Here is a 17,947-nt window from a genome sequence, read left to right on the forward strand (position 1 = left end):
GTTCGAGCCCGAGACTCGTTTTCTGAGCCAACGCGAAGCGGAATGGGAGTCCAGAGGGCCGAAGGCCCTTTGGCCGCCGGAGGCATATTGTGACGATCCAATGAAAAACGCCCGCTTGCGCGGGCGTTTCGTTATTCTGCTAATTCCCGGCCTCTTCGGCCTGGGCTCCGGTGAGCCCGTAGCGCCGCTGTCTGGCGGCGTAGGACTCCAGGGCCTTGTCCAGTTCGGCTGCGTCGAAGTCCGGCCAGGGCACGTCCGTGAAGTAGTACTCCGCGTAGGCGCTCTGCCAGAGCAGGTAGTTGCTGATGCGCACCTCTCCGCTGGTGCGGATCACCAGGTCGGGGTCGGGCTGGCCCGCGGTGTACAGCTCCGCGGAGAAGCTCTCCTCGGTGACGCCCTTGGGCCCCACGCCGCGCTCCATGAGCCTGCGGCAGGCCCGCAGGATCTCCTCCCGGCCGGAGTAGTTCAGGGCCAGGTTGAGCGACATGGAGGCGCACTTCTCGGTCTTCTTGATGACGTGCTTGAGCACCTGGCGCATGGTGAACGGAAACTGGTCCATCTCGCCGAACACGCGCAGCCTGATGTCCTGCTCCACAAGGGAGGAGAGCTCGTTGTTCAGGAAGCGCACGATGAGGTCGAACAGGAAGTTCACCTCGTCCTTGGGCCGCCCCCAGTTCTCTGTGGAGAACGTGTAGAGCGTCAGGTGGCCGATGCCCAGTTCCCGGCAGCGCGTCACCAGGGCCTTGGCGTTGCGGGTGCCCGCGTCGTGGCCCTCGCTGCGCGTGAGGCCCTGGCGCTGGGCCCAGCGGCCGTTGCCGTCCATGATGACGGCCAGGTGGCGCGGCAGCGCCGAAGCCGGGGCCGTCATTAGATCTCCATGATTTCCTTCTCCTTCTTGGCGAGCTGCTGGTCGAGCTTGGCCACGAAGGAGTCGGTGATCTTCTGGATTTCAGCCTCGCCCTTGCGCACGTCGTCCTCGGAGAGGGACTTGTCCTTGAGCTTCTTCTTCAGGGCGTCGTTGGCGTCGCGGCGGATGTTGCGCACGGCCACCTTGCCTTCCTCGGTGTACTTCTTGGCCACCTTGACCAGCTCCTTGCGGCGGTCCTCGGTGAGGGGAGGCATGCCGATGCGGATGATCTTGCCGTCGTTGACCGGGTTGAGGCCCAGGTCGGACTTCTGGATGGCCTTCTCGATCAGGCCGAAGGCGGCGCGGTCCCAGGGCTGGATGGTGATGGTGCGGCTGTCCGGCGTGGAGACGGAAGCCAACTGGTCGATGGGCGTGGGTGTGCCGTAGTAGTCCACCTTGATGCCGTCGAGCAGGGCAACGGAGGCCCGGCCGGTGCGCAGGTGGGAGAATTCCTTGTCCAGGGCCGCGGAGGCCTTTTCCATGCGGGTCTTGACGTCAGCGATCACGGCGTCCATGCGTCTCTCCTTATTCCACGATGGTGCCGGCCTTCTGGCCGGTGACCACCTTTTTCAGGTTGCCGGGCACGAACATGTTGAAGACCACGATGGGCATGCTGTTGTCCATGGCCAGGGTCACGGCGGTGGAGTCCATGACCTTGAGCTGCTTCTCCAGCACGTCCATGTAGGTGAGGCGGTCGAACATGACCGCGTCGGGGTTGGTCTTGGGGTCCTTGTCGTAGACGCCGTCCACCTTGGTGCCCTTGATGATGACCTGGGTCTTGAGCTCCATGGCGCGCAGGGCGGCGGCGGTGTCGGTGGTGAAGTAGGGGTTGCCGGTGCCGGCGGCGCAGATGACCACGCGGCCCTTCTCCAGGTGGTGGATGGCCCGGCGGCGGATGTAGGGCTCGCAGACCTCGCGCATGGTGATGGCGGAGAGCACCCTGGTGGAGAGCCCGAGCTTCTCCAGGGCGTCCTGCACGGCCACGGCGTTCATCACGGTGGCGAGCATGCCCATGTAGTCGGCGCTGGCGCGGTCCATGCCCGAAGCGGAGGCGGACATGCCCCTGAAGATGTTGCCGCCGCCGATGACCATGGACAGCTGCACGCCCATCTCGGCGGCTTCGACGATCTGGCCGCAGAAGGCGGAGACGGTTTCAGGGTCGATGCCGAAGCCCTTGGTTCCGGCGAGGGCTTCGCCGGAGAGCTTGAAGAGGACGCGCTTGAAACGAAGGTTTTCCATATGAATTCATCCTGGGGAGGGCGCGAAGGGCCGCCGGCCGCGGGCCAGGCCGCGCGGCGCGGGTGCGCGGCGCCCACCCCGAATCCCGGCTGGCCGGGGCAGGGGGGTGCTACAAAAATGACGCGATCGACGCGAAGCTACGTAATGGTTTTCTTGAAGAAGCGCGAGGGGAAACTTTCCTGAAAAAAGTTTCCGCCCCGCGCTTGAGATCAAAAAAAACGGGCCTTGCGGCCCGTTTTTTCGGCAGTTATTCGGCTGCGTCTTCGCCCAGCTGCATGCGGACGAAGCGGCCGATCTGGATGTTTTCACCCAGGGTGGCCACCAGGTCGTTCAGCAGGGTCTGAACGGTGAGCTTGTCGTCCTTGATGTAGGGCTGCTCGAGCAGGCAGACTTCCTTGTAGTACTTCTTGACGCGGCCATCGACGATCTTGTCGATGATGTTGTCGGGCTTGCCCTCGGCCTTGGTCTGGGCGACGTAGATGTCCCTCTCCTTGGCGAGCACATCGGCGGGCACCTGCTCGGAGGAGACGCAGATGGGGTTAGCCGCGGCGATCTGCATGGCCACGTTCCTGGCGAACTCCTGGAACTTCTCGCCGCGGGCGACGAAGTCGGTCTCGCACTTGACTTCCACCAGCACGGCGATCTTGCCGTTGGAGTGGATGTAGGAGCCGATGACGCCTTCGGAGGTGGAGCGGCCGGCCTTCTTGGCGGCCTTGGCCAGGCCCTTTTCACGCAGCCAGGCAATGGCCTTTTCAGGATCGCAGTTGCAGGCCTCCAGGGCCTTCTTGCAGTCCATCATGCCCGCGCTGGTACGGTCGCGCAGTTCCTTGACAACACTGGCGCTGATCTGAGCCATGGCTATTGCTCCTCCTGCTCCGCGGCGGCTTCGGCCACCGGAGCGGCTTCGGGTTTCACTTCATCCTTACCGGCGGCAACCTCTTCCTTGGAAGCGGCCTGGCCTTCGAGGCAGGCGTCGGCCACGCAGGTGACGAAGAGCTTGATGGCGCGGATGGCGTCGTCGTTGCCGGGGATGATGTAGTCGATCAGGTCGGGATCGCAGTTGGTGTCGACCACGGCCACGACGGGGATGCCCAGCTTGCGGCACTCCTGCACGGCGATCTCTTCACGCTTGGGGTCGATGATGAACGCGGCGGCGGGCAGGCCGTCCATGTCCTTGATGCCGCCCAGGGTGGCGTTGAGCTTGGTCACTTCGCGGCCGTACATGGAGATTTCTTTCTTGTGGTAGCGCTTGTGGATGGAGCCGTCCTCGAAGGCGGTCTCCAGCTTCTTCAGGCGGTCGATGGAGCCGCGGATGGTCTGGAAGTTGGTGAGCATGCCGCCCATCCAGCGGTGGGTCACGAAGTACTGGCCGGAGCGCTCGGCTTCCTTGCGGACGGCCTCCTGGGCCTGGCGCTTGGTGCCGACGAAGATGATGCGTCCGCCCTTGACCACGGTGTCGACCAGGAAGTCGTGGGCCTTCTGGAACAGCTTCACGGTCTGCTGGAGGTCGATGATATGGATGCCGTTGCGGGCGCCGAAGATGAAGGGGCGCATTTTGGGGTTCCAACGGCGGGTCTGGTGTCCGAAGTGGACGCCGGTCTCGAGCAACTGCTTCATGGTGACGTAAGCCATGAGTCTCTCCTTTGGGTTTTTCCTCCACGCCGGGCCCCGCTGCCAGCCCGGAAGGGCACCCGTGGCGGCGATGACGGCGTGTGTGATGTTGTGAAGCAGGGATAGCTACTACGCAATGCGCGTGTTGGCAAGGGGGTAGGGGCCGGAGCGTGCGATTTTCGGCTCCGTGCAGGGCTGTTGTGCAAGGCCTTGCACTGGCATGTGCAGGCATGTGCAAGGGCGGGTGCGCCGCATCGGCGATCTTTTTCATGAAAATCAGTCATTTCGAGCTGTTCTCCGTTGGCACGCTCAATGCTACCGGGTCGGTAGGCATTGAGCCCCAAAAGGAGTACAGAATATGTCCAAGACTTCCCGTTACCTGCAGGCCGTTGGCGGCATGTCCCTGGCTTTCCTCATCGGCCTGAGCGCCATGGCCGCCCAGGACGCCGCCACCGCACCCAAGGCCGCCCCGCAGGCCCAAGCCCAGGCTCAGACCTCCGCCGCGTCCGCGCCCGCGAAGCCCCAGACCTTCGCCCCGGGCATGCCCGGCTGGATGATGCACCTGCCCGCCGAGCAGCAGGAGACCGCCCGCAAGATCTGGCTCACGGAAGGCCGCACCGTCCTGGCCCTCAAGGAGATGCTCAAGGCCAAGCGTCATGAGCTCAACGCCATGATGGCCATGCCGAACGCGGACGACAAGGCCGTGGCCGCCCTGGTCAAGGAAGTCGCCTCCCAGGAGGAGAAGCTGCTCGGGGCCGAGGTCGCCCTGCGCCGCAAGCTGGAAAAGGAAGGCATTCCCACCTGGGGCCGCATGGACGGCATGATGGACGGCATGGGCGGCAAGGAAGGCTGCATGTCCGGCATGATGGACAAGATGGGCGGCATGATGATGGGCGGCAAGATGGATAAGATGGGCCAGATGGGCGGCATGATGGGCGGCATGGACCACTCCTCGGGCCATGACGCCGGTCAGGGCGGCATGGGCAAGCCCGCCGCTGCGGCCGCCACGCCGGCCGCCGGTCACGGCGCCCACAACGGATAACGGATTTCCCTCCATCCCTCGCATGGGCGGGCCACGGCGCGGCGTCGTGGCCCGTCTTACTTTTCGGCGCGCAGCCCCGATCCGGATGCCCCCGGAAATGTTAGACTTGGCCGGGCGGAGCATGTACCGTGCCTCGCGGCGGACCGGGCGTTGCCCGCCGCCGCGAACCACATCCAGTTGCGCAGCGGTACACGATGGGACATCACGAATCATCCGTCGCCACGCCGGGGAACATCCCGGCGCAAGCGCCATCCGCCTGGGCGCAGGCCGCCGTGCTGGCGCTGCCGCTGCTGTTCTACTGCGCCGCCTGCCTCTACCGCCTGGGTGACAAGTCCCTCTGGGTGGACGAGGTGCTGGTGCCGCTCACCGCGCGCTACCCCGTGGAGTACATCCTCCAGCGCAGCCTGGTCACCGATTTCCATCCCCCCGGCTACTACCTGATCGTCAAGTTCTGGTCCGCCCTCTCGGATGCGGACGCCTTCCTGCGCGGCTTCTCCGTGCTCTGCGGGGGGCTGGCCGTGCTCGTCTGCCAGCGGCTGGGGCGCGAGGCCCTGGGCGCCGGGGCGGGCCTGGCCGCGGCCTCGGCCCTGGCGGTGAGCCCCCTGTTCATCTCCCTGGCGCGGCAGGTGCGCCCCTACACCCTGATCGTGCTGCTGTGCGCCTTGCTGCTGCTGGGCCTGTGGCGGGAGGTGCGCCTGCGCCGCGACGGCGAGGGGCGGGGCGGGGCCTGGCCACTGGCCGTGGCGCTCTGCCTGGGGCCGCTGGTGCATTACACCTTCCTGTTCGTGATCCTGGCCGGGGGGATCTGCCTGCTCACGGAGCCCGCCGCCCTGGCGGGCATGCTGCGCCGCCGCAAGGCCCTGCTGGCCGCGGGCGCGGCGAGCCTGGGCTGCTCCGGGTATTTCCTGCTGCACCGCATGGGCGAGGCCGGGCAGCCCGGCACGGTGCTGGCCACGCTCAGCAACATCGGCTCCAACATGGTCTACCTGCTCTCCTACCAGTGGGGGATGAACACCCTGGCCGCCGCCATGGGCGCGGCCTGCCTGTTCGGGCTGTGGGCGGCCTTCGGGCGCTCCCGGCGGATGGGCCGGATGCTGGCCGTTTACGTGCTCTCGCCCTGGGTCGCGCTGGCCGCGCTGCGCTACGCCTCCTACTCCAACCCCTGGCACTACGCCTACACGCTGCCCGCCCTGGCCCTGTGCCTGGGGGCCGCTGCGGACAGGCTCTGCCGGGGGCGCATCCTGCCCCTGGCGCTTGTGGGCGCGTTGTTCTGCGCCGGTGCGGCCCTGCAGTTGGCCCCGCGCTGGGAGGCCCTGTACGCGGACGACTCCGAGAACTTCGCGGCGGTTGCCCAGGCCCTGGAGCGCGCGGGCACTGCCGGGCGGGCCTTCGTGGTGCCGGAGCGGCTGCACCAGAACGCGGTGGCGCGCTACCTCTCCCCCCAGGCCCGCAAGGACTTCCTGACCCAGCGCATCGGGCCGGAGTCCGGTGAACTGGAGCTGCTCTGCGTGGGGCCGGAGTGCGGCTCCGTGCTGGGCGACAGCTTCCCGGCTGGCTCCGGCGGGGTCTCCAGGCCCCTGAAGATCGCCAGATCCACCGCGCTGGACATCTCCGGCGAGCCGGAATCGATGGAGCTTTCCTTCAGGCCGGGCGCGTTCTACTCCCAGGTGTACGAGGCCGAGAACGTGCAGCTCGACACGGGCTTCGGGGGCAGGATCATGCCCACGGACAACAACGTCAGCGCCGGATTCGTATACCGCTTCGTGAACCGGGGGCCCAAGTTCCCCTACGCCTCGGCCATCGTGCTGCGCTACGCCAACCTGGGCCTGGGCAACGCGCTCAGGGTCTCCGTGAAGTTCGACGACGAGGCCCCCCAACTGCTCTTCGCCACCGGCGGCATCGACGCGCGCCGGGCCAAGGCCATCCCCGTATTCCGGGAGAAGCCCTTCGCCTCCATGCTGGTCATGGTGGAGATGCTCTGCGCCCCGCGCACCCCGGCCTTCCCGGGCGGCAACCAGCAAACCATCCGGGTGGAGGGGCTCTCCATGCTCTTCTCCTGCTACAAGAGCCATGAGTAGCATGCTGCGCGCCATTGTCCTCATTGGCCTCCTGCTGGGCCTGCTCCTGGCGGCCGGGTGCGGCCAGGGCGGAGACGCCTTCGTGGCCGACGCCGTGCTGGAGGCCCCCGGGGGCGTGGTGCGGCAGGTGTACGGCCTGGGCAAGCCGAGCCTGCTGGGCTGTTCGGGAATCTACGCGCGGCTGGGGCAGTTCCCGCTGACCAGCCTGGCCTTCCACTCGCCCAAGGCCCGCGACGGCCGCCTGGTGCTGAGTTTCGTGAACATGGTGCCGGGCCAGTACGTGGGGCTCTCCATGAACTACGCCCCACTCAAGGATTGGAAACTGCCGATGGAACTGGACCTTGAGCGCCGGGTGGAGCTGACCATGCCCGTGCGCATCGAGGCCGGGCTCAACGTGGTCACGCTCTCCTACCTGAACACGGACGCGACCCCCCAGGGCTACGGCTACGAGTTCGGCTCCCGGAGGGCCATGATCGTGGATATGCGGGTGGAGGCGGACTGAGGCTGGGGCCGCCGAACTATCGGCGGTCCGGTTTTCGCGGCAACGCAGCCCGCGAGGATTTGAGGCGGGCCGCTAGAGCGAGATGACCACCGGCACCACCACGGGGTCGCGCTCCAGCACCTTGCGGAAGAAGCGCCGCAGGGAGGAGCGGATGCGCTCCTTGAGCTTGTCCGTGTTGCCGGGGGGCACGTTGTCGATGGTGTCCAGGATGACGCACTTGGCGTCCTCCAGCACGTGTGAATACTGCTGCTCGAACACGAAGCCCTTGGAGATCAGGTTGGGGCCGATCATCACTTCGCCGGTCTTCTCGTCCATGACCAGCATCACCACCACCATGCCTTCGCCCGCCAGGAGCTGGCGCTCCTTGAGCACGCTCTGGCCCACGTCGCCCACGCCCTTGCCGTCCACGTAGACCTGCTCCACGAGGATGGGGTCCTCCAGGCGGATGCCGCCCTCACCCAGGAAGGTGATGGGCTGGCCGTCCTCGATGATGATGGCCCGCTCCGGGGCCACGCCGTGCTCCAAGGCCAGGCGGCGGTGCTTGACCAGGTGGCGGTACTCGCCGTGCACGGGGATGAAGAACTTGGGGCGCACGGTGTCCAGCATGATGGCCAGCTCTTCCTGGTGGGCGTGCCCGGAGGCGTGGATGCCCTGGACGCGCTCGTAGAGCACCTCCGCGCCCTGGCGGTAGAGCTTGTCGATGAGCTTGTGGATGGCCCGGATGTTGCCGGGGATGAAGCGCGAGCTCATGAGCACCAGGTCGCCCGGGTGCACGCGCAGCTGGCGGTGCTCGCCCGTGGCCAGGCGCGACAGCGCGGAGAGCGGCTCGCCCTGGGAGCCGGTGACCAGCAGCACGGACTTGTCCAGGGGCATGGCGGGCAGCTCGTCCATGTCGGCCCAGACCCCGGCGGGCATGCGCAGGTAGCCCAGGTCGCGGGCCAGCTCGATGTTGGTGGCCAGGCTCCTGCCGGAAACCGCCACGCGCTTGCCCGTGTCGTGCGCCAGGTCGAAGATCTCCTGCATGCGCTGGATGTGGCTGGAGAACAGCGTGACCACGATGCGGCCCGTGGCCTTGCGGAAAATCTCGCCCAGGCTCTGCTTGATCTCCATCTCGGTGAGGGCGAAGCCGTCGCGCTCCACGTTGGTGGAGTCCGACATCATGCACAGCACGCCGGGTTCGGCGAAGCTGCGGAAGGCGTCCAGGTCGGTCTGGTGGCCGTCCAGCGGGTAGCGGTCGATCTTGAAGTCCCCGGTGTGCACGATGCGCCCGGCCGGGGTCTCGATGCCCAGGCCGTAGCTGTGCACGATGGAGTGGCAGACCTGGAAGAAATTGAAGGCGAAGGGGCCTATCTCCACGCGCTCGTTCTTCTGCACGGGGCGCAGGTCCGCGTGCTTGAGCAGGCCGTGCTCCTCGAGCTTCTTGGCAACCAGGGCCAGGGTGAAGGGCGAGCCGTAGATGGGGGCGTCGATGTAGGGCATCAGCCAGGGCAGGGCGCCGATGTGGTCCTCGTGGCCGTGGGTGAGCACGATGGCCTTGAGCTGCTCCTTGCGGGCCAGGATGAAATCGAAGCGGGGGATGACCACGTCCACGCCGAAGAGGTAGTCCTCGGGGAACATGAGGCCGCAGTCCACCATGACCAGGCTGCCGTCGCAGCTCAGGCCCATGCAGTTCATGCCGATCTCCCCCAGGCCGCCCAGGGGATAGATGGTCACTGCGGCGGACATTGGCGAACCTCCTGGTATGCTGCCCCCATGTAGTCCTGCAGCCAGGCGCGGAAGGCTTCGCGCTCGCGGATGGTGAAGCGCTCGGCCGGGTCGAAGGCGGGCAGGGCCTTCACGTGCACCACGCCGGGCTTGGGAACCCACTTGCCTCTGGGCAGCACCTCGCCAGAGCCGGAGACGATCACCGGGGCCACGGGGATGCCGCACTTGAGGGCCATGATCATGCCGCCGATCTTGAATTCGCCCAGGCGGCTGAAGTCATGGCTGCGGGTGCCCTCGGGGAAGACCACCACGGAGATGCCCTTCTTGGCGGCGGCCACCGCGTCGTCGATGGACTTCATGGCCTTGCGCGAGTTCTCCCGCAGGATGGGGATGTGCCCGGTGCGGCGCATGGCCGGCCCGAAAACGGGTATCTTGAACAGGCTCTCCTTGGCCACGAAGCGCACGTTCCAGCCGCGCAGGGCGTGCACCAGCACCAGGATGTCGAACTGGCTCTGGTGGTTGGCCAGGAACACGCAGGGCTGCCCCGGCTTCAGGGCGGAGAGGTCCGCGCGGACCTCAACGCCTGAAACGGCCAGGGAAAGCCGGGCCCACAGGCACATGAACCAGTGGGCCACGGGGGCGTTCTCCCCGATCCCGGCCGTGAGCCAGCACAGGCAGGAAACGGCGACGAGCAGGGGCAGGAAGAACGCCAGGTACGTGATGCGGTACAGAATCGTCATCGTGCTACGCTACGCGACGTCCCCTTCGTGGTCGTGGTCGCAGCCGCAGGCGCTCTCGATGGTCACGACGATCTCGGTGGCGTCACGCAGGGCGCCGGAGAGGTCCTTGAGCTGGGCGGGGGTCAGGTCGTCGGCGTCGAGCAGCTCGGCGGCCTTGAAGACGACGCGCATGGCGTTTTCCAGCAGCAGGTCCTGGGGATCGATCTCGAAGGTTTCTTCTTCCACGGTATTCTCCTTGCGATTGGGTGCGGATTTGGTGCGAACAACGGGTCTGTACCCTCCGCACGGGCAAAAAGCTAGGCCTCGGGAGCCAGATGCCGCATGATGATCTCGAGGTCCGCCGGGCGGGACTTGAGGTTCAGCGACACCGAGTGCCCGTGCACATGCAGGCTGCCGCCCGCGAACTCCACATATCCGGCCGAGAGCACGGACGAATAGGGGACCAGTTCGCGCATCTCGCCATGGCTGACTCGGCCGGGGAAGAGGATCGGGGCCGGATGCCCCGCGAAATCCTCGAAGATGATGTACTTCATGGTCGTCCTCCGAGGCTATTGGTAGAGTTTTTCCGGGCTGTTGTCACGAGGCAGGGCTGCGGTGGGCCCCGGCCGCCGCACGAATGTCACTGCGATGACCTTTACAATGCATCAAAAAGTGCATAATAACCGCTGGCTGAACAACGCATGTAAAGCCAATTTACATATATATCAGGTTGATAGCAATGAACCAAGTCCCCATGAACCTTCGCCGCCTGGTGGCCGACGTGCTGCCCAAGGGTTTCGAGGTCGCCCGCGCAGGCGAGGACGAACCCGCTGGCGGCTACGCCTACTTCTACGTCACCGACCCGGACCAGCGCCGCCGCACCTTCTCCCACGCGACGCCCACCCTGGACGAGCTCTACGGCGAGATCCGCAAGCTGGCCGTGGAAGTGCGCCGCCTGGACTACTGGAAGCGCAAGTCCGAGATCTCCGACGCGGACATCGACGCCCTGGTGGAGAGCGTGTGCACCAACATGCCCAAGTTCAAGGGCCAGCGCTGGGGCTACGCCGCCAAGGACATGACCACCCCCTGCTGCGGCACCAAGATTCCGGCGGGCAAATGGTGGATCCACGAGGACGCCGGAATGCTCGGCCAGTTCGCGCCCATCGCCGCCAATGCGGGCTCCCCCGACGTGGTGTTCATGGACGCCCAGGACTTCGCCCGCTACCTCATCGAGCGCAAGGAGTCGCGCTTCGAGAGGTCCGTGCGCCAGTAACGGCCGCATCGCTTCGATTTTCAAGCCGCCGCGGGGGTGACCCCGCGGCGGCTTTTCATTGTCGGCCCAATGGATTGTTCCGGGCCCGTCAGCGGGCGGCCCCTTCAACATGCGAAGAAAGCCCCGCGCCGAGGTTTCGGCGCGGGGCTTTTTATTGCGGGCGATTGGGCCGCCGGGCGCTACATCTTCCCCAGCAGCTCCAACTCCTTCTCGTGCTCCTGGACCCACACGAACAGGTCCTCCAGGATGTTGCGGGCGCTCTTCTTGGGCGTCCAGCCGAAGGTCTCGCGCACCTTGGCGGTGTCCGTGAGGTAGATGGCCATGTCCGCCGGGCGGTTTTCGGTTTCGCGCAGCACCTCGATGCGGTTGCCGGTGATCTCCTCGCAGAGCATGGTGGTCTCCAGAAGCGAGAGGCTGACTTCCAGGCCGCCGCCCACGTTGAAGATGCCGCCGTCGGCCTTGCCCCAATCCGCCAGCTGCAATTCGAGCAGATCGAACAGGTCCGCCGGGTGGAACAGGTCGCGCACCTGTTTTCCCGAGCCGCCGAAGCCGATGTACTTGAGCTTGCGCTTGAAATAGTGGGCCTGCATCCACAGCGAGAACACGCCCTGGTCCACCTTGCCGAACTGCCAGGGTCCCGCGATCACGCCGCAGCGGTTGACCACGCCGCGCACGCCGTACATGGCGCGGTACTCCTCCAGCACGAACTCCGAGCAGAGCTTGGTGGCCCCGTACATGGACTTGGCCCCGTAGATGGGGAAGTTCTCGGCCACGCCGCGCGGGCTCCAGCCTTGGGGGCCGTCCTCGGTGGACCACACCAGGCGCGTGGCCCCTTCGGTCACGGGCACGGCGTTCAGCGGATCATAGGCGTAGACCCGGCTGGTGGAGAGGAACACCACGTCCGCCTTGTGCTTGCGGCAGACCTCCAGGCAGTTGATGGTGCCGGTGAGGTTGGTGTTGATGAGGTATTCGGGGCTGCCGCCGAACCCGGCCAGCACGGAGGGCTCGGCCGAGCACTCCAGCAGCAGGTCGATCTTGGACTCGAAGCTCAAGTCCTCGGTGTTGCGGATGTCGCCGTGCACGAAGCGGATGCCCGCGTCGGCCAGACGGCTCAGGTTGAACTCAGAGCCCCGGCGCTTCAGGTTGTCCAGGACGATGATCTCCTGCTCCGGGTAGCGGGCCTTGAAGGCCATGGCCAGGTTGGAGCCCACGAAGCCGGCCCCGCCGGTGACCAGGATGGCGCCGTCGTACTTTTTCATGTTTCCCTCTGGGTGGAGCCGACCTGCATGCAGCGGGCCGGACGTGCGGCTGTGTTTCGTGGGCCGCGTATCAGGTGAAGGCCGGGAAGGGAAGACCCGCCGGTGAACGCAGACCGGGTGGCCTGTCAATAAAGCGCATTGTAACAGCCTGTTCAAGAAACCCGCTGGCAAGGCGCAAGGGAAAGTCAAGGCCGAAGCGTAGCTGGCCTACGCGAGGGTTTGACTTTTCCGCGGCAACGCAGCCAGCGGGGATTCTGGGGCAGGCTGTCAGGCCCTCTCGGTGCGCACCAGCTGGGCCAGGCCCAGGGAGGCCACGGCCAGGGCCGCGCCCGTGAGGAATGGGATGCGGTAGTTGAAGGTCCAGAGCCAGCCGCCCAGGGCCGGGATGAACACCGCGGCCACGTGGTTGATGGTGAAGCCCACGGCCGAGGAGGGCGCGATGTCGGGCTTGTCCGCGATCTTCTGCAAGTAGGTGCGGATGCAGACCACGAAATTGAAGGCCAGGCTGTCCAGGATGAACATGGCTCCGGCCACCAGGTGCGACTCGGTGTAGGCGTAGGTGACGAAAACCAGGATGGCGCAGACGTACTCGATGCTCATGAGCGCCCGCTCGCCGAAGCGGTTGATCATGCGCCCGATCACAGGGTTGGCCACCCAGGCCACCAGGTTGTTGACCACGAACAGGGCGCTCATGGTGGACAGGGAGTATTCGAACTTCTTCACCAGCAGGTAGGCCGCGAAGACCATGAAGATCTGGCGGCGCGCCCCGGAGAGGAAGGTCAGGGCGTAGTAGATCCAGTAGCGGGCGCGCAGGACCATCTTCTTGTGCTGGGGGGGCATGTCCTTGTCGGAGGGGTCCTGGAACAGGGCCCAGAAGCCCAGCAGGGCCACGAAGCCGCCCACCAGCCCGAACAGGGTGGGGTAGCCCAGGCGGCCAGCCAGCAGGTAGATGAACACGCCCACCGCGATGTTGGCGATGGCCGAGGCGGCCCGGAGCCTCCCCAGAATCACCGGGGCCATCTCCAGGCTGAAGTATTGCAGAGAGAGCGACTGGTTGAGCGGCTCGAAGAAATGGAAACCCGTGGACATGAGCAGCGTGGTGAACACCACGCCCCAGAAACTCGGCGCCAGCCCCGAGACCGAGACGCCCACCCCCAGCACCAGCACGGAGAGCGCGGCCGCGCGGTGCTCGCTCATGATGAGCAGCAGGTAGATGACCAGCAGGGAGAGGAAGCCCGGAACCTCGCGCACGGAGTGCACCAGGCCCATCTCGAACGGCCCGAGCCCGGCGGCCTCCACCGCGAAGTTGTTGATGAGCGTCACCCAGCCCTGCATGCCAATCTGGGAGGCCACCGCGGTTACGAGAAGAAACAGATACATCCTGCGCTGGGGTATGGACATGGGGCCGCCTGTTGGTCGAAAACTGCGTCTAGGCCGATGATTCCTGCCAGAAAACTCCCCTCCGGTCGAGCCTCAAGGCGCTCCCGCCCGCCGGGAGGGTGTTGTTGACAGCGCGCGGCTGGGGTTTTAGACGCCATACATGGAAAGCGCATCCCGTGTTGCTTCCGCCTTTACGGATGCGGACCGTCATCAGGAGGTTTCCGGCGTAGCGCGCCGTGCGGCTTCCGGACGCCCCCTGCGCGCCGGACCCCCAGCCTCCGTCCTCCGCAGATGATCGACCTGAACACCGCCCTGCTGCTGGGCTTCCTGCTGCAATTCGCCATGGGCATGGTCATGGTGCTGGCCTACACCCTGCGCGCGGCCTATCCCGGGTTCCGCTCCTGGACCTTCGCCCTGATCTGCTGGGTCTTCGCCGGGGGGAGCTTCTACGCCCGGAGCGTGCTGGGCGAGATGCCTTCGGTGGTGCTTACCAACGGGCTCTATTTCACCAGCATCCTGCTGTTCTACAGCGGGCTGGCCCGTTTCTACGGTTTCGACAGGGACCGCTCCCGGCAGCGCCAGAATTTCTTCGTCGCTTTGAGCATGTACGCGGTGGTGCTCTGCTTCCTATTCGTGAAGAACGACCTCCACGTGCGCGTGCTGCTCAACAGCCTGACCATGGGCGTGCTCATGGTGCGCACGGGACTGGACGCCCTGCGGGGCTCGCGCGGGCGTTGCCTCCCGATCCAGAGGCTGCTCTCCTGGTGTTTCTTCGTGCTTGCCGCGCTTCTGGTGTGCAGGGGCCTCATGGTCTGGTTCATGAGCCCGGAGGCGGACATCCTGCGCCAGGGCTCGGGCCTTCTGCCCTTGCTGGTGGGGAACATCCTGAGCATCGTGGTGATGGTCTTTTGCCTCATCACGCTCACCAGCTGCCGCCTGGAGGAGGAGCTGCTCCAGGCGCAGGAGCGTCTGCGCGAGCAGGCCCAGCACGACGGCCTGACGGGCCTGTTCAACCGCCGGCATTTCTCCGAGCTGGCCGCTCAGGCCGCCCGGCAGGCGAAGCGTTACAAACAGCCCCTGAGCGTGATCCTCTTCGACATGGACGGGTTCAAGAACATCAACGACACTTTCGGCCACGCCATCGGGGACGACGTGCTTCGCACGGCGGCCGCAACCTGCCGCAAGGTGCTGCGACAGGCGGACGTTGCCGCCCGCTGGGGCGGCGAGGAATTCGCGGTGCTGTTGCCCCAGACCGGTCTGGCCGGGGCCCTGGAGACGGCGGAGAGGCTGCGTGAATGCCTGGAGGGCCAGAGGGCCGGGCAGGCCGGGGAACTGGCGGCCACGGCCAGCTTCGGCGTGGCCTCCCTGACCGGAGACGAGGACGTGGAGGGGCTGCTGCTGCGCGCCGACGCCTACCTCTACGAGGCCAAGCGCGACGGCCGCAACCGGGTGAAGGCCCAGACGCCCGGGCGGGGCTGACAGCGGCCTAGGGAATCCGCAGCACCTTCACGTTGACGAACTCAAGCAATCCCTGCCTTCCCAGCTCCCTGCCGAACCCCGAATTCTTCACCCCGCCGAAAGGCAAACGCGGGTCCGATTTCACCAGCGCGTTCACCGCCACGGTCCCGGCCTCGATGAAGCTGGCCAGCTTGCGGCCCAGGGCGGCGTTGGCCGTCCAGACGCTGCCGCCCAGGCCGTAGGGCGTCTGGTTGGCCAGGCGCAGGGCGTCCTCCGGGGTCGCGAAGCTGGTGATGCTGGCCACTGGGCCGAAGACCTCCTGCTCGAACACGGGCATGCCGGGGCGCACGTCGCCCAGCACCACAGGGCTGTAGAAGAACCCGGGCCCCTCCACGGGGCCGCCATCCAGCAGCGTCTTCGCGCCCATCTCCACGGAGCGGCTCACCTGGGCGTGCAGGGTGTCGCGCAGGTCCGCCCGGGCCATGGGGCCCACTCGGGTGGCCGCGTCGCACGGGTCGCCCATCTTGAGCAGGCCCACGGCGTGCACCATCCTCTCCTCGAACTCCCGCACCACCTTGCGCGCGACCAGGAAGCGCTTGGCCGAGACGCAGGTCTGCCCCGCGTTGTAGAAGCGCGCGGCCACGGCCGTGGTGGCCGCCAGGTGCAGGTCGGCGTCCTCCAGCACCACGAACGGGTCCGACCCGCCCAGCTCCAGCACGCACTTCTTGATGGCCCGCCCGGCCACGGCCGCCACGGCGGACCCGGCCCGGCAGGAGCCGGTGAGGCTCACGGCGCGCACGCGCCTGTCCTCGATGACGGAGGCCACGCGCTCCTCGCTGATGCGCAGCACGCGCAGCAGGCCTTCCGGAGCGCCGCAGCGGGTGAAGAGATCCTCGATGGCCAGGGCGCAGCCCGTGACGCTGGGCGCGTGCTTGAGCAGGAAGCTGTTGCCCGCCATGAGCACGGGCGCGGCGCAGCGCAGGGCCTGCCAGAAGGGGAAGTTCCAGGGCATGATGCCGAGCACAACGCCGATGGGGTCGTAGACGATCTGGGCGTCCTCGGGAGCGCCGGGGGGCGTCTCGGGGGCCAGCATCTCCGGGGCGTGGTCGGCGTAGAAGCGGCAGCCCGAGGCGCAGCGCTTGATCTCGGCCCTGGCCTCGCCCACGGGCTTGCCCATCTCGGCGGTGATGAGCGCGGCCAGTTCGTCCGTCCCTGCCTCCAGCATGTCGGCCAGCTTGTGCAGGCAGGCCGCGCGTTCGTCCATGCGGAACTTGCGCCAGCAGCGCAGCGCGCCGTGGCTCTGGGCGAGTATGGCCTCCAGCTCCTGGTCCGTGTGCTCGCCGTAGGCGGCGATCACGGCCCCGGTGGCCGGGTTGACGCTGGTGAATGACTTGTCCATGGGGAAAACCTCCAACCCGCAGGCCGGGCGCTCCGGTTACTGCGTATCGGGGCGGACGTCCAGCGCCGCGTGATGCGGCGCGCTTCGTCGTATGGCGGGTATGCGCGCCCGGGCGGGCGCGGGGTGCGCTATTGGGGGGTGCTTGCGCCGGGGTTCATGGCCACGTGCTTGACCTCGAGCTGCTTCTGGGCCGCCACGATCTTGAAGCCTTCCTCGATCAGGCGGGTGGCTTCGCGCTCGCGGATGCGGCGGTTCTTGGCCCCGAGCACCACGGCCACCAGGCGGGTGTCGCCGCGCCGGGCCGTGACCACGATGTTGAAGCCCGAGGCGCAGACGAAGCCGGTCTTGAGGCCGTCCACGCCCTCCACCTTGCCCAGCAGGCTGTTGGAGTTGTGGCGCACGCGGTTGTTGTGGGTGAACTCGGTCATGGAGTGCACGGCCAGGGTCTGCGGGAAGCGCTTGAGGTAGGCCTGGGCCAGCAGGGCCATGTCGCGCGCGGTGGTCACCTGGCCGTCGGCGGGCAGTCCGTTGGGGTTGAAGAACTGGGAGTTGGCCATGCCGATTTCCTTGGCCTTGCTGTTCATGGCCTCCACGAAGGGGTGGGTGTCGCCCTTGCCCAGGTATTCGGCCACGGCCACGCAGCCGTCGTTGGCGGAGGCCACGGCGATGCCCTTCATCAGTTCGTCCAGCGTGACCTGCTCGCCGGTGCGCAGGCGCATGGTGGAGCCGCCCGCGTGGCTGGCCTCCTGGCTGACGGAGATGACCTGCTCGGGCTTGATGCTGCCAGACTGGATGAGTTCGTTGAGAATATAGAGCGTGAGAACCTTGGTCAGGGAGGCGGGGGGGATGGTCAGGTCGGGTTCCTGGGCGAAGAGGATGTGCCCGGTCTCGATATCCATGACCAGGGCGGCTTTGGTGTCCACCCCGAACTCGCCCTTGTTGGAATCTGGCTGCGCTATCGTCTTGACCGGAGCCTTGAGCTCGGGGGCCTGGGCCTTGGAGTGCTTGGCTTCCTTCCTGGTGGATTTCTTGCCGCCGTGCTTGGCTTTGGAATCGGAGGATTTGGCGGGGGTGGACTGTTTCGCGCCGCCGCTCTTGGCCTGCTTGGCGGTGGCGGAGCCTTTCTTGGTCTGCGTCTGCGATTGAGCGGTGTTCTTCTTGCCGTCTTTGGATGATGCAGCCAGGGTGATGTCTGCTGGCAGGATCAGGGCCAGGATGGTCAAGAGGGTTGCGAACGCCTTCCAAATGCGCATTCCGTCGGTCTCCATGTCGGCTTGTGGCCGGTTTACGTCGCTTCAAGTACGGCGGTGCGGCGTTTCCGGAAACCGGGCGCTTCGCCGTGCGGCCCGGTGGAGGGATGCGCCCGCCCCCGATCA

General features: G+C 66.5%; 18 protein-coding genes. 5 read left to right on the top strand and 13 right to left on the bottom strand.

From position 1 onward, the window contains the following. Nucleotides 1-139: 139 nt before the first annotated feature. The 5 genes from uppS to rpsB all read right to left on the bottom strand — a co-directional run bounded on the left by uppS (nt 140) and on the right by rpsB (nt 3,778). Entirely contained in the window at nt 140-868 is a 729-nt protein-coding gene (gene uppS / locus MLE27_RS10715; protein ID WP_243312069.1) for a polyprenyl diphosphate synthase, read from the bottom strand. Beyond that, nucleotides 868-1,422 carry a ribosome recycling factor gene (frr, locus tag MLE27_RS10720; protein ID WP_243312070.1) on the bottom strand — a complete coding sequence of 185 codons (555 nt, stop codon included), beginning with the start codon at nt 1,420-1,422 and terminating at the stop codon, nt 868-870. The genes uppS and frr overlap by 1 nt, the downstream gene beginning before the upstream one ends. A 10-nt stretch (nt 1,423-1,432) precedes the next feature. After that, complete coding sequence (pyrH, locus tag MLE27_RS10725) at nt 1,433-2,146, bottom strand: UMP kinase (protein WP_243312071.1); 714 nt, start codon at nt 2,144-2,146, stop codon at nt 1,433-1,435. 247 nt (nt 2,147-2,393) lie between these two features. Further along, nucleotides 2,394-3,002: a translation elongation factor Ts gene (gene tsf, locus MLE27_RS10730; RefSeq protein WP_243312072.1), complete on the bottom strand. Its 609-nt coding sequence runs from the start codon at nt 3,000-3,002 to the stop codon at nt 2,394-2,396. A 2-nt stretch (nt 3,003-3,004) separates the two neighbouring features. Beyond that, the gene (gene rpsB, locus MLE27_RS10735; RefSeq protein WP_243312073.1) at nt 3,005-3,778 is read right to left on the bottom strand and encodes a 30S ribosomal protein S2; all 774 of its coding nucleotides are present in this window, start codon (nt 3,776-3,778) and stop codon (nt 3,005-3,007) included. 337 nt (nt 3,779-4,115) lie between these two features. On the opposite strand from rpsB, the gene MLE27_RS10740 reads away from it, so the two are divergent. The 3 genes from MLE27_RS10740 (at nt 4,116) to MLE27_RS10750 (ending at nt 7,379) form a co-directional block, all read left to right on the top strand. Further along, nucleotides 4,116-4,799, top strand: a complete 684-nt coding sequence (locus MLE27_RS10740) for a periplasmic heavy metal sensor (protein WP_243312074.1) — start codon at nt 4,116-4,118, stop codon at nt 4,797-4,799. Between the two features lie 194 nt (nt 4,800-4,993). After that, on the top strand, nt 4,994-6,877 hold the full coding sequence (locus MLE27_RS10745) for a glycosyltransferase family 39 protein (protein ID WP_243312075.1): 1,884 nt from the start codon (nt 4,994-4,996) through the stop codon (nt 6,875-6,877). A 1-nt stretch (nt 6,878) separates the two neighbouring features. Continuing rightward, nucleotides 6,879-7,379 (top strand): hypothetical protein, encoded by a 501-nt coding sequence (locus MLE27_RS10750; protein ID WP_243312076.1) that lies wholly within the window; start codon nt 6,879-6,881, stop codon nt 7,377-7,379. A gap of 72 nt (nt 7,380-7,451) precedes the next feature. On the opposite strand, the gene MLE27_RS10755 is transcribed toward MLE27_RS10750, so the two are convergent. The 4 genes from MLE27_RS10755 to MLE27_RS10770 all read right to left on the bottom strand — a co-directional run bounded on the left by MLE27_RS10755 (nt 7,452) and on the right by MLE27_RS10770 (nt 10,356). Next, nucleotides 7,452-9,104: a ribonuclease J gene (locus MLE27_RS10755; RefSeq protein ID WP_243312077.1), complete on the bottom strand. Its 1,653-nt coding sequence runs from the start codon at nt 9,102-9,104 to the stop codon at nt 7,452-7,454. Continuing rightward, a complete protein-coding gene (locus MLE27_RS10760) occupies nt 9,089-9,823 on the bottom strand; it encodes a lysophospholipid acyltransferase family protein (protein ID WP_243312078.1) in 735 nt (244 codons plus the stop codon). Before MLE27_RS10760 ends, MLE27_RS10755 begins: the two co-directional genes overlap by 16 nt. A gap of 9 nt (nt 9,824-9,832) precedes the next feature. After that, nucleotides 9,833-10,048, bottom strand: coding sequence for a hypothetical protein (locus MLE27_RS10765; protein WP_243312079.1), 216 nt, complete (start codon nt 10,046-10,048; stop codon nt 9,833-9,835). Between the two features lie 71 nt (nt 10,049-10,119). Beyond that, a complete protein-coding gene (locus tag MLE27_RS10770) occupies nt 10,120-10,356 on the bottom strand; it encodes a hypothetical protein (protein WP_243312080.1) in 237 nt (78 codons plus the stop codon). Nucleotides 10,357-10,541: 185 nt separating this feature from the next. On the opposite strand from MLE27_RS10770, the gene MLE27_RS10775 reads away from it, so the two are divergent. Further along, complete coding sequence (locus tag MLE27_RS10775; protein ID WP_243312081.1) at nt 10,542-11,075, top strand: hypothetical protein; 534 nt, start codon at nt 10,542-10,544, stop codon at nt 11,073-11,075. 179 nt (nt 11,076-11,254) lie between these two features. On the opposite strand, the gene MLE27_RS10780 is transcribed toward MLE27_RS10775, so the two are convergent. Then, a complete protein-coding gene (locus tag MLE27_RS10780; RefSeq protein ID WP_243312082.1) occupies nt 11,255-12,334 on the bottom strand; it encodes an NAD-dependent epimerase/dehydratase family protein in 1,080 nt (359 codons plus the stop codon). Nucleotides 12,335-12,601: 267 nt separating this feature from the next. Beyond that, the gene (locus MLE27_RS10785; protein WP_243312083.1) at nt 12,602-13,735 is read right to left on the bottom strand and encodes an MFS transporter; all 1,134 of its coding nucleotides are present in this window, start codon (nt 13,733-13,735) and stop codon (nt 12,602-12,604) included. Between the two features lie 270 nt (nt 13,736-14,005). On the opposite strand from MLE27_RS10785, the gene MLE27_RS10790 reads away from it, so the two are divergent. Beyond that, entirely contained in the window at nt 14,006-15,193 is a 1,188-nt protein-coding gene (locus tag MLE27_RS10790) for a GGDEF domain-containing protein (protein ID WP_243312084.1), read from the top strand. A 7-nt stretch (nt 15,194-15,200) separates the two neighbouring features. On the opposite strand, the gene MLE27_RS10795 is transcribed toward MLE27_RS10790, so the two are convergent. Next, nucleotides 15,201-16,571 carry an NAD-dependent succinate-semialdehyde dehydrogenase gene (locus MLE27_RS10795; RefSeq protein WP_243312085.1) on the bottom strand — a complete coding sequence of 457 codons (1,371 nt, stop codon included), beginning with the start codon at nt 16,569-16,571 and terminating at the stop codon, nt 15,201-15,203. 128 nt (nt 16,572-16,699) lie between these two features. Next, complete coding sequence (locus tag MLE27_RS10800) at nt 16,700-17,824, bottom strand: serine hydrolase (RefSeq protein ID WP_243312086.1); 1,125 nt, start codon at nt 17,822-17,824, stop codon at nt 16,700-16,702. Between the last annotated feature and the right edge of the window lie 123 nt (nt 17,825-17,947).

The organism is Fundidesulfovibrio agrisoli, from assembly GCF_022808715.1.
Lineage (GTDB): Bacteria > Desulfobacterota > Desulfovibrionia > Desulfovibrionales > Desulfovibrionaceae > Fundidesulfovibrio > Fundidesulfovibrio agrisoli.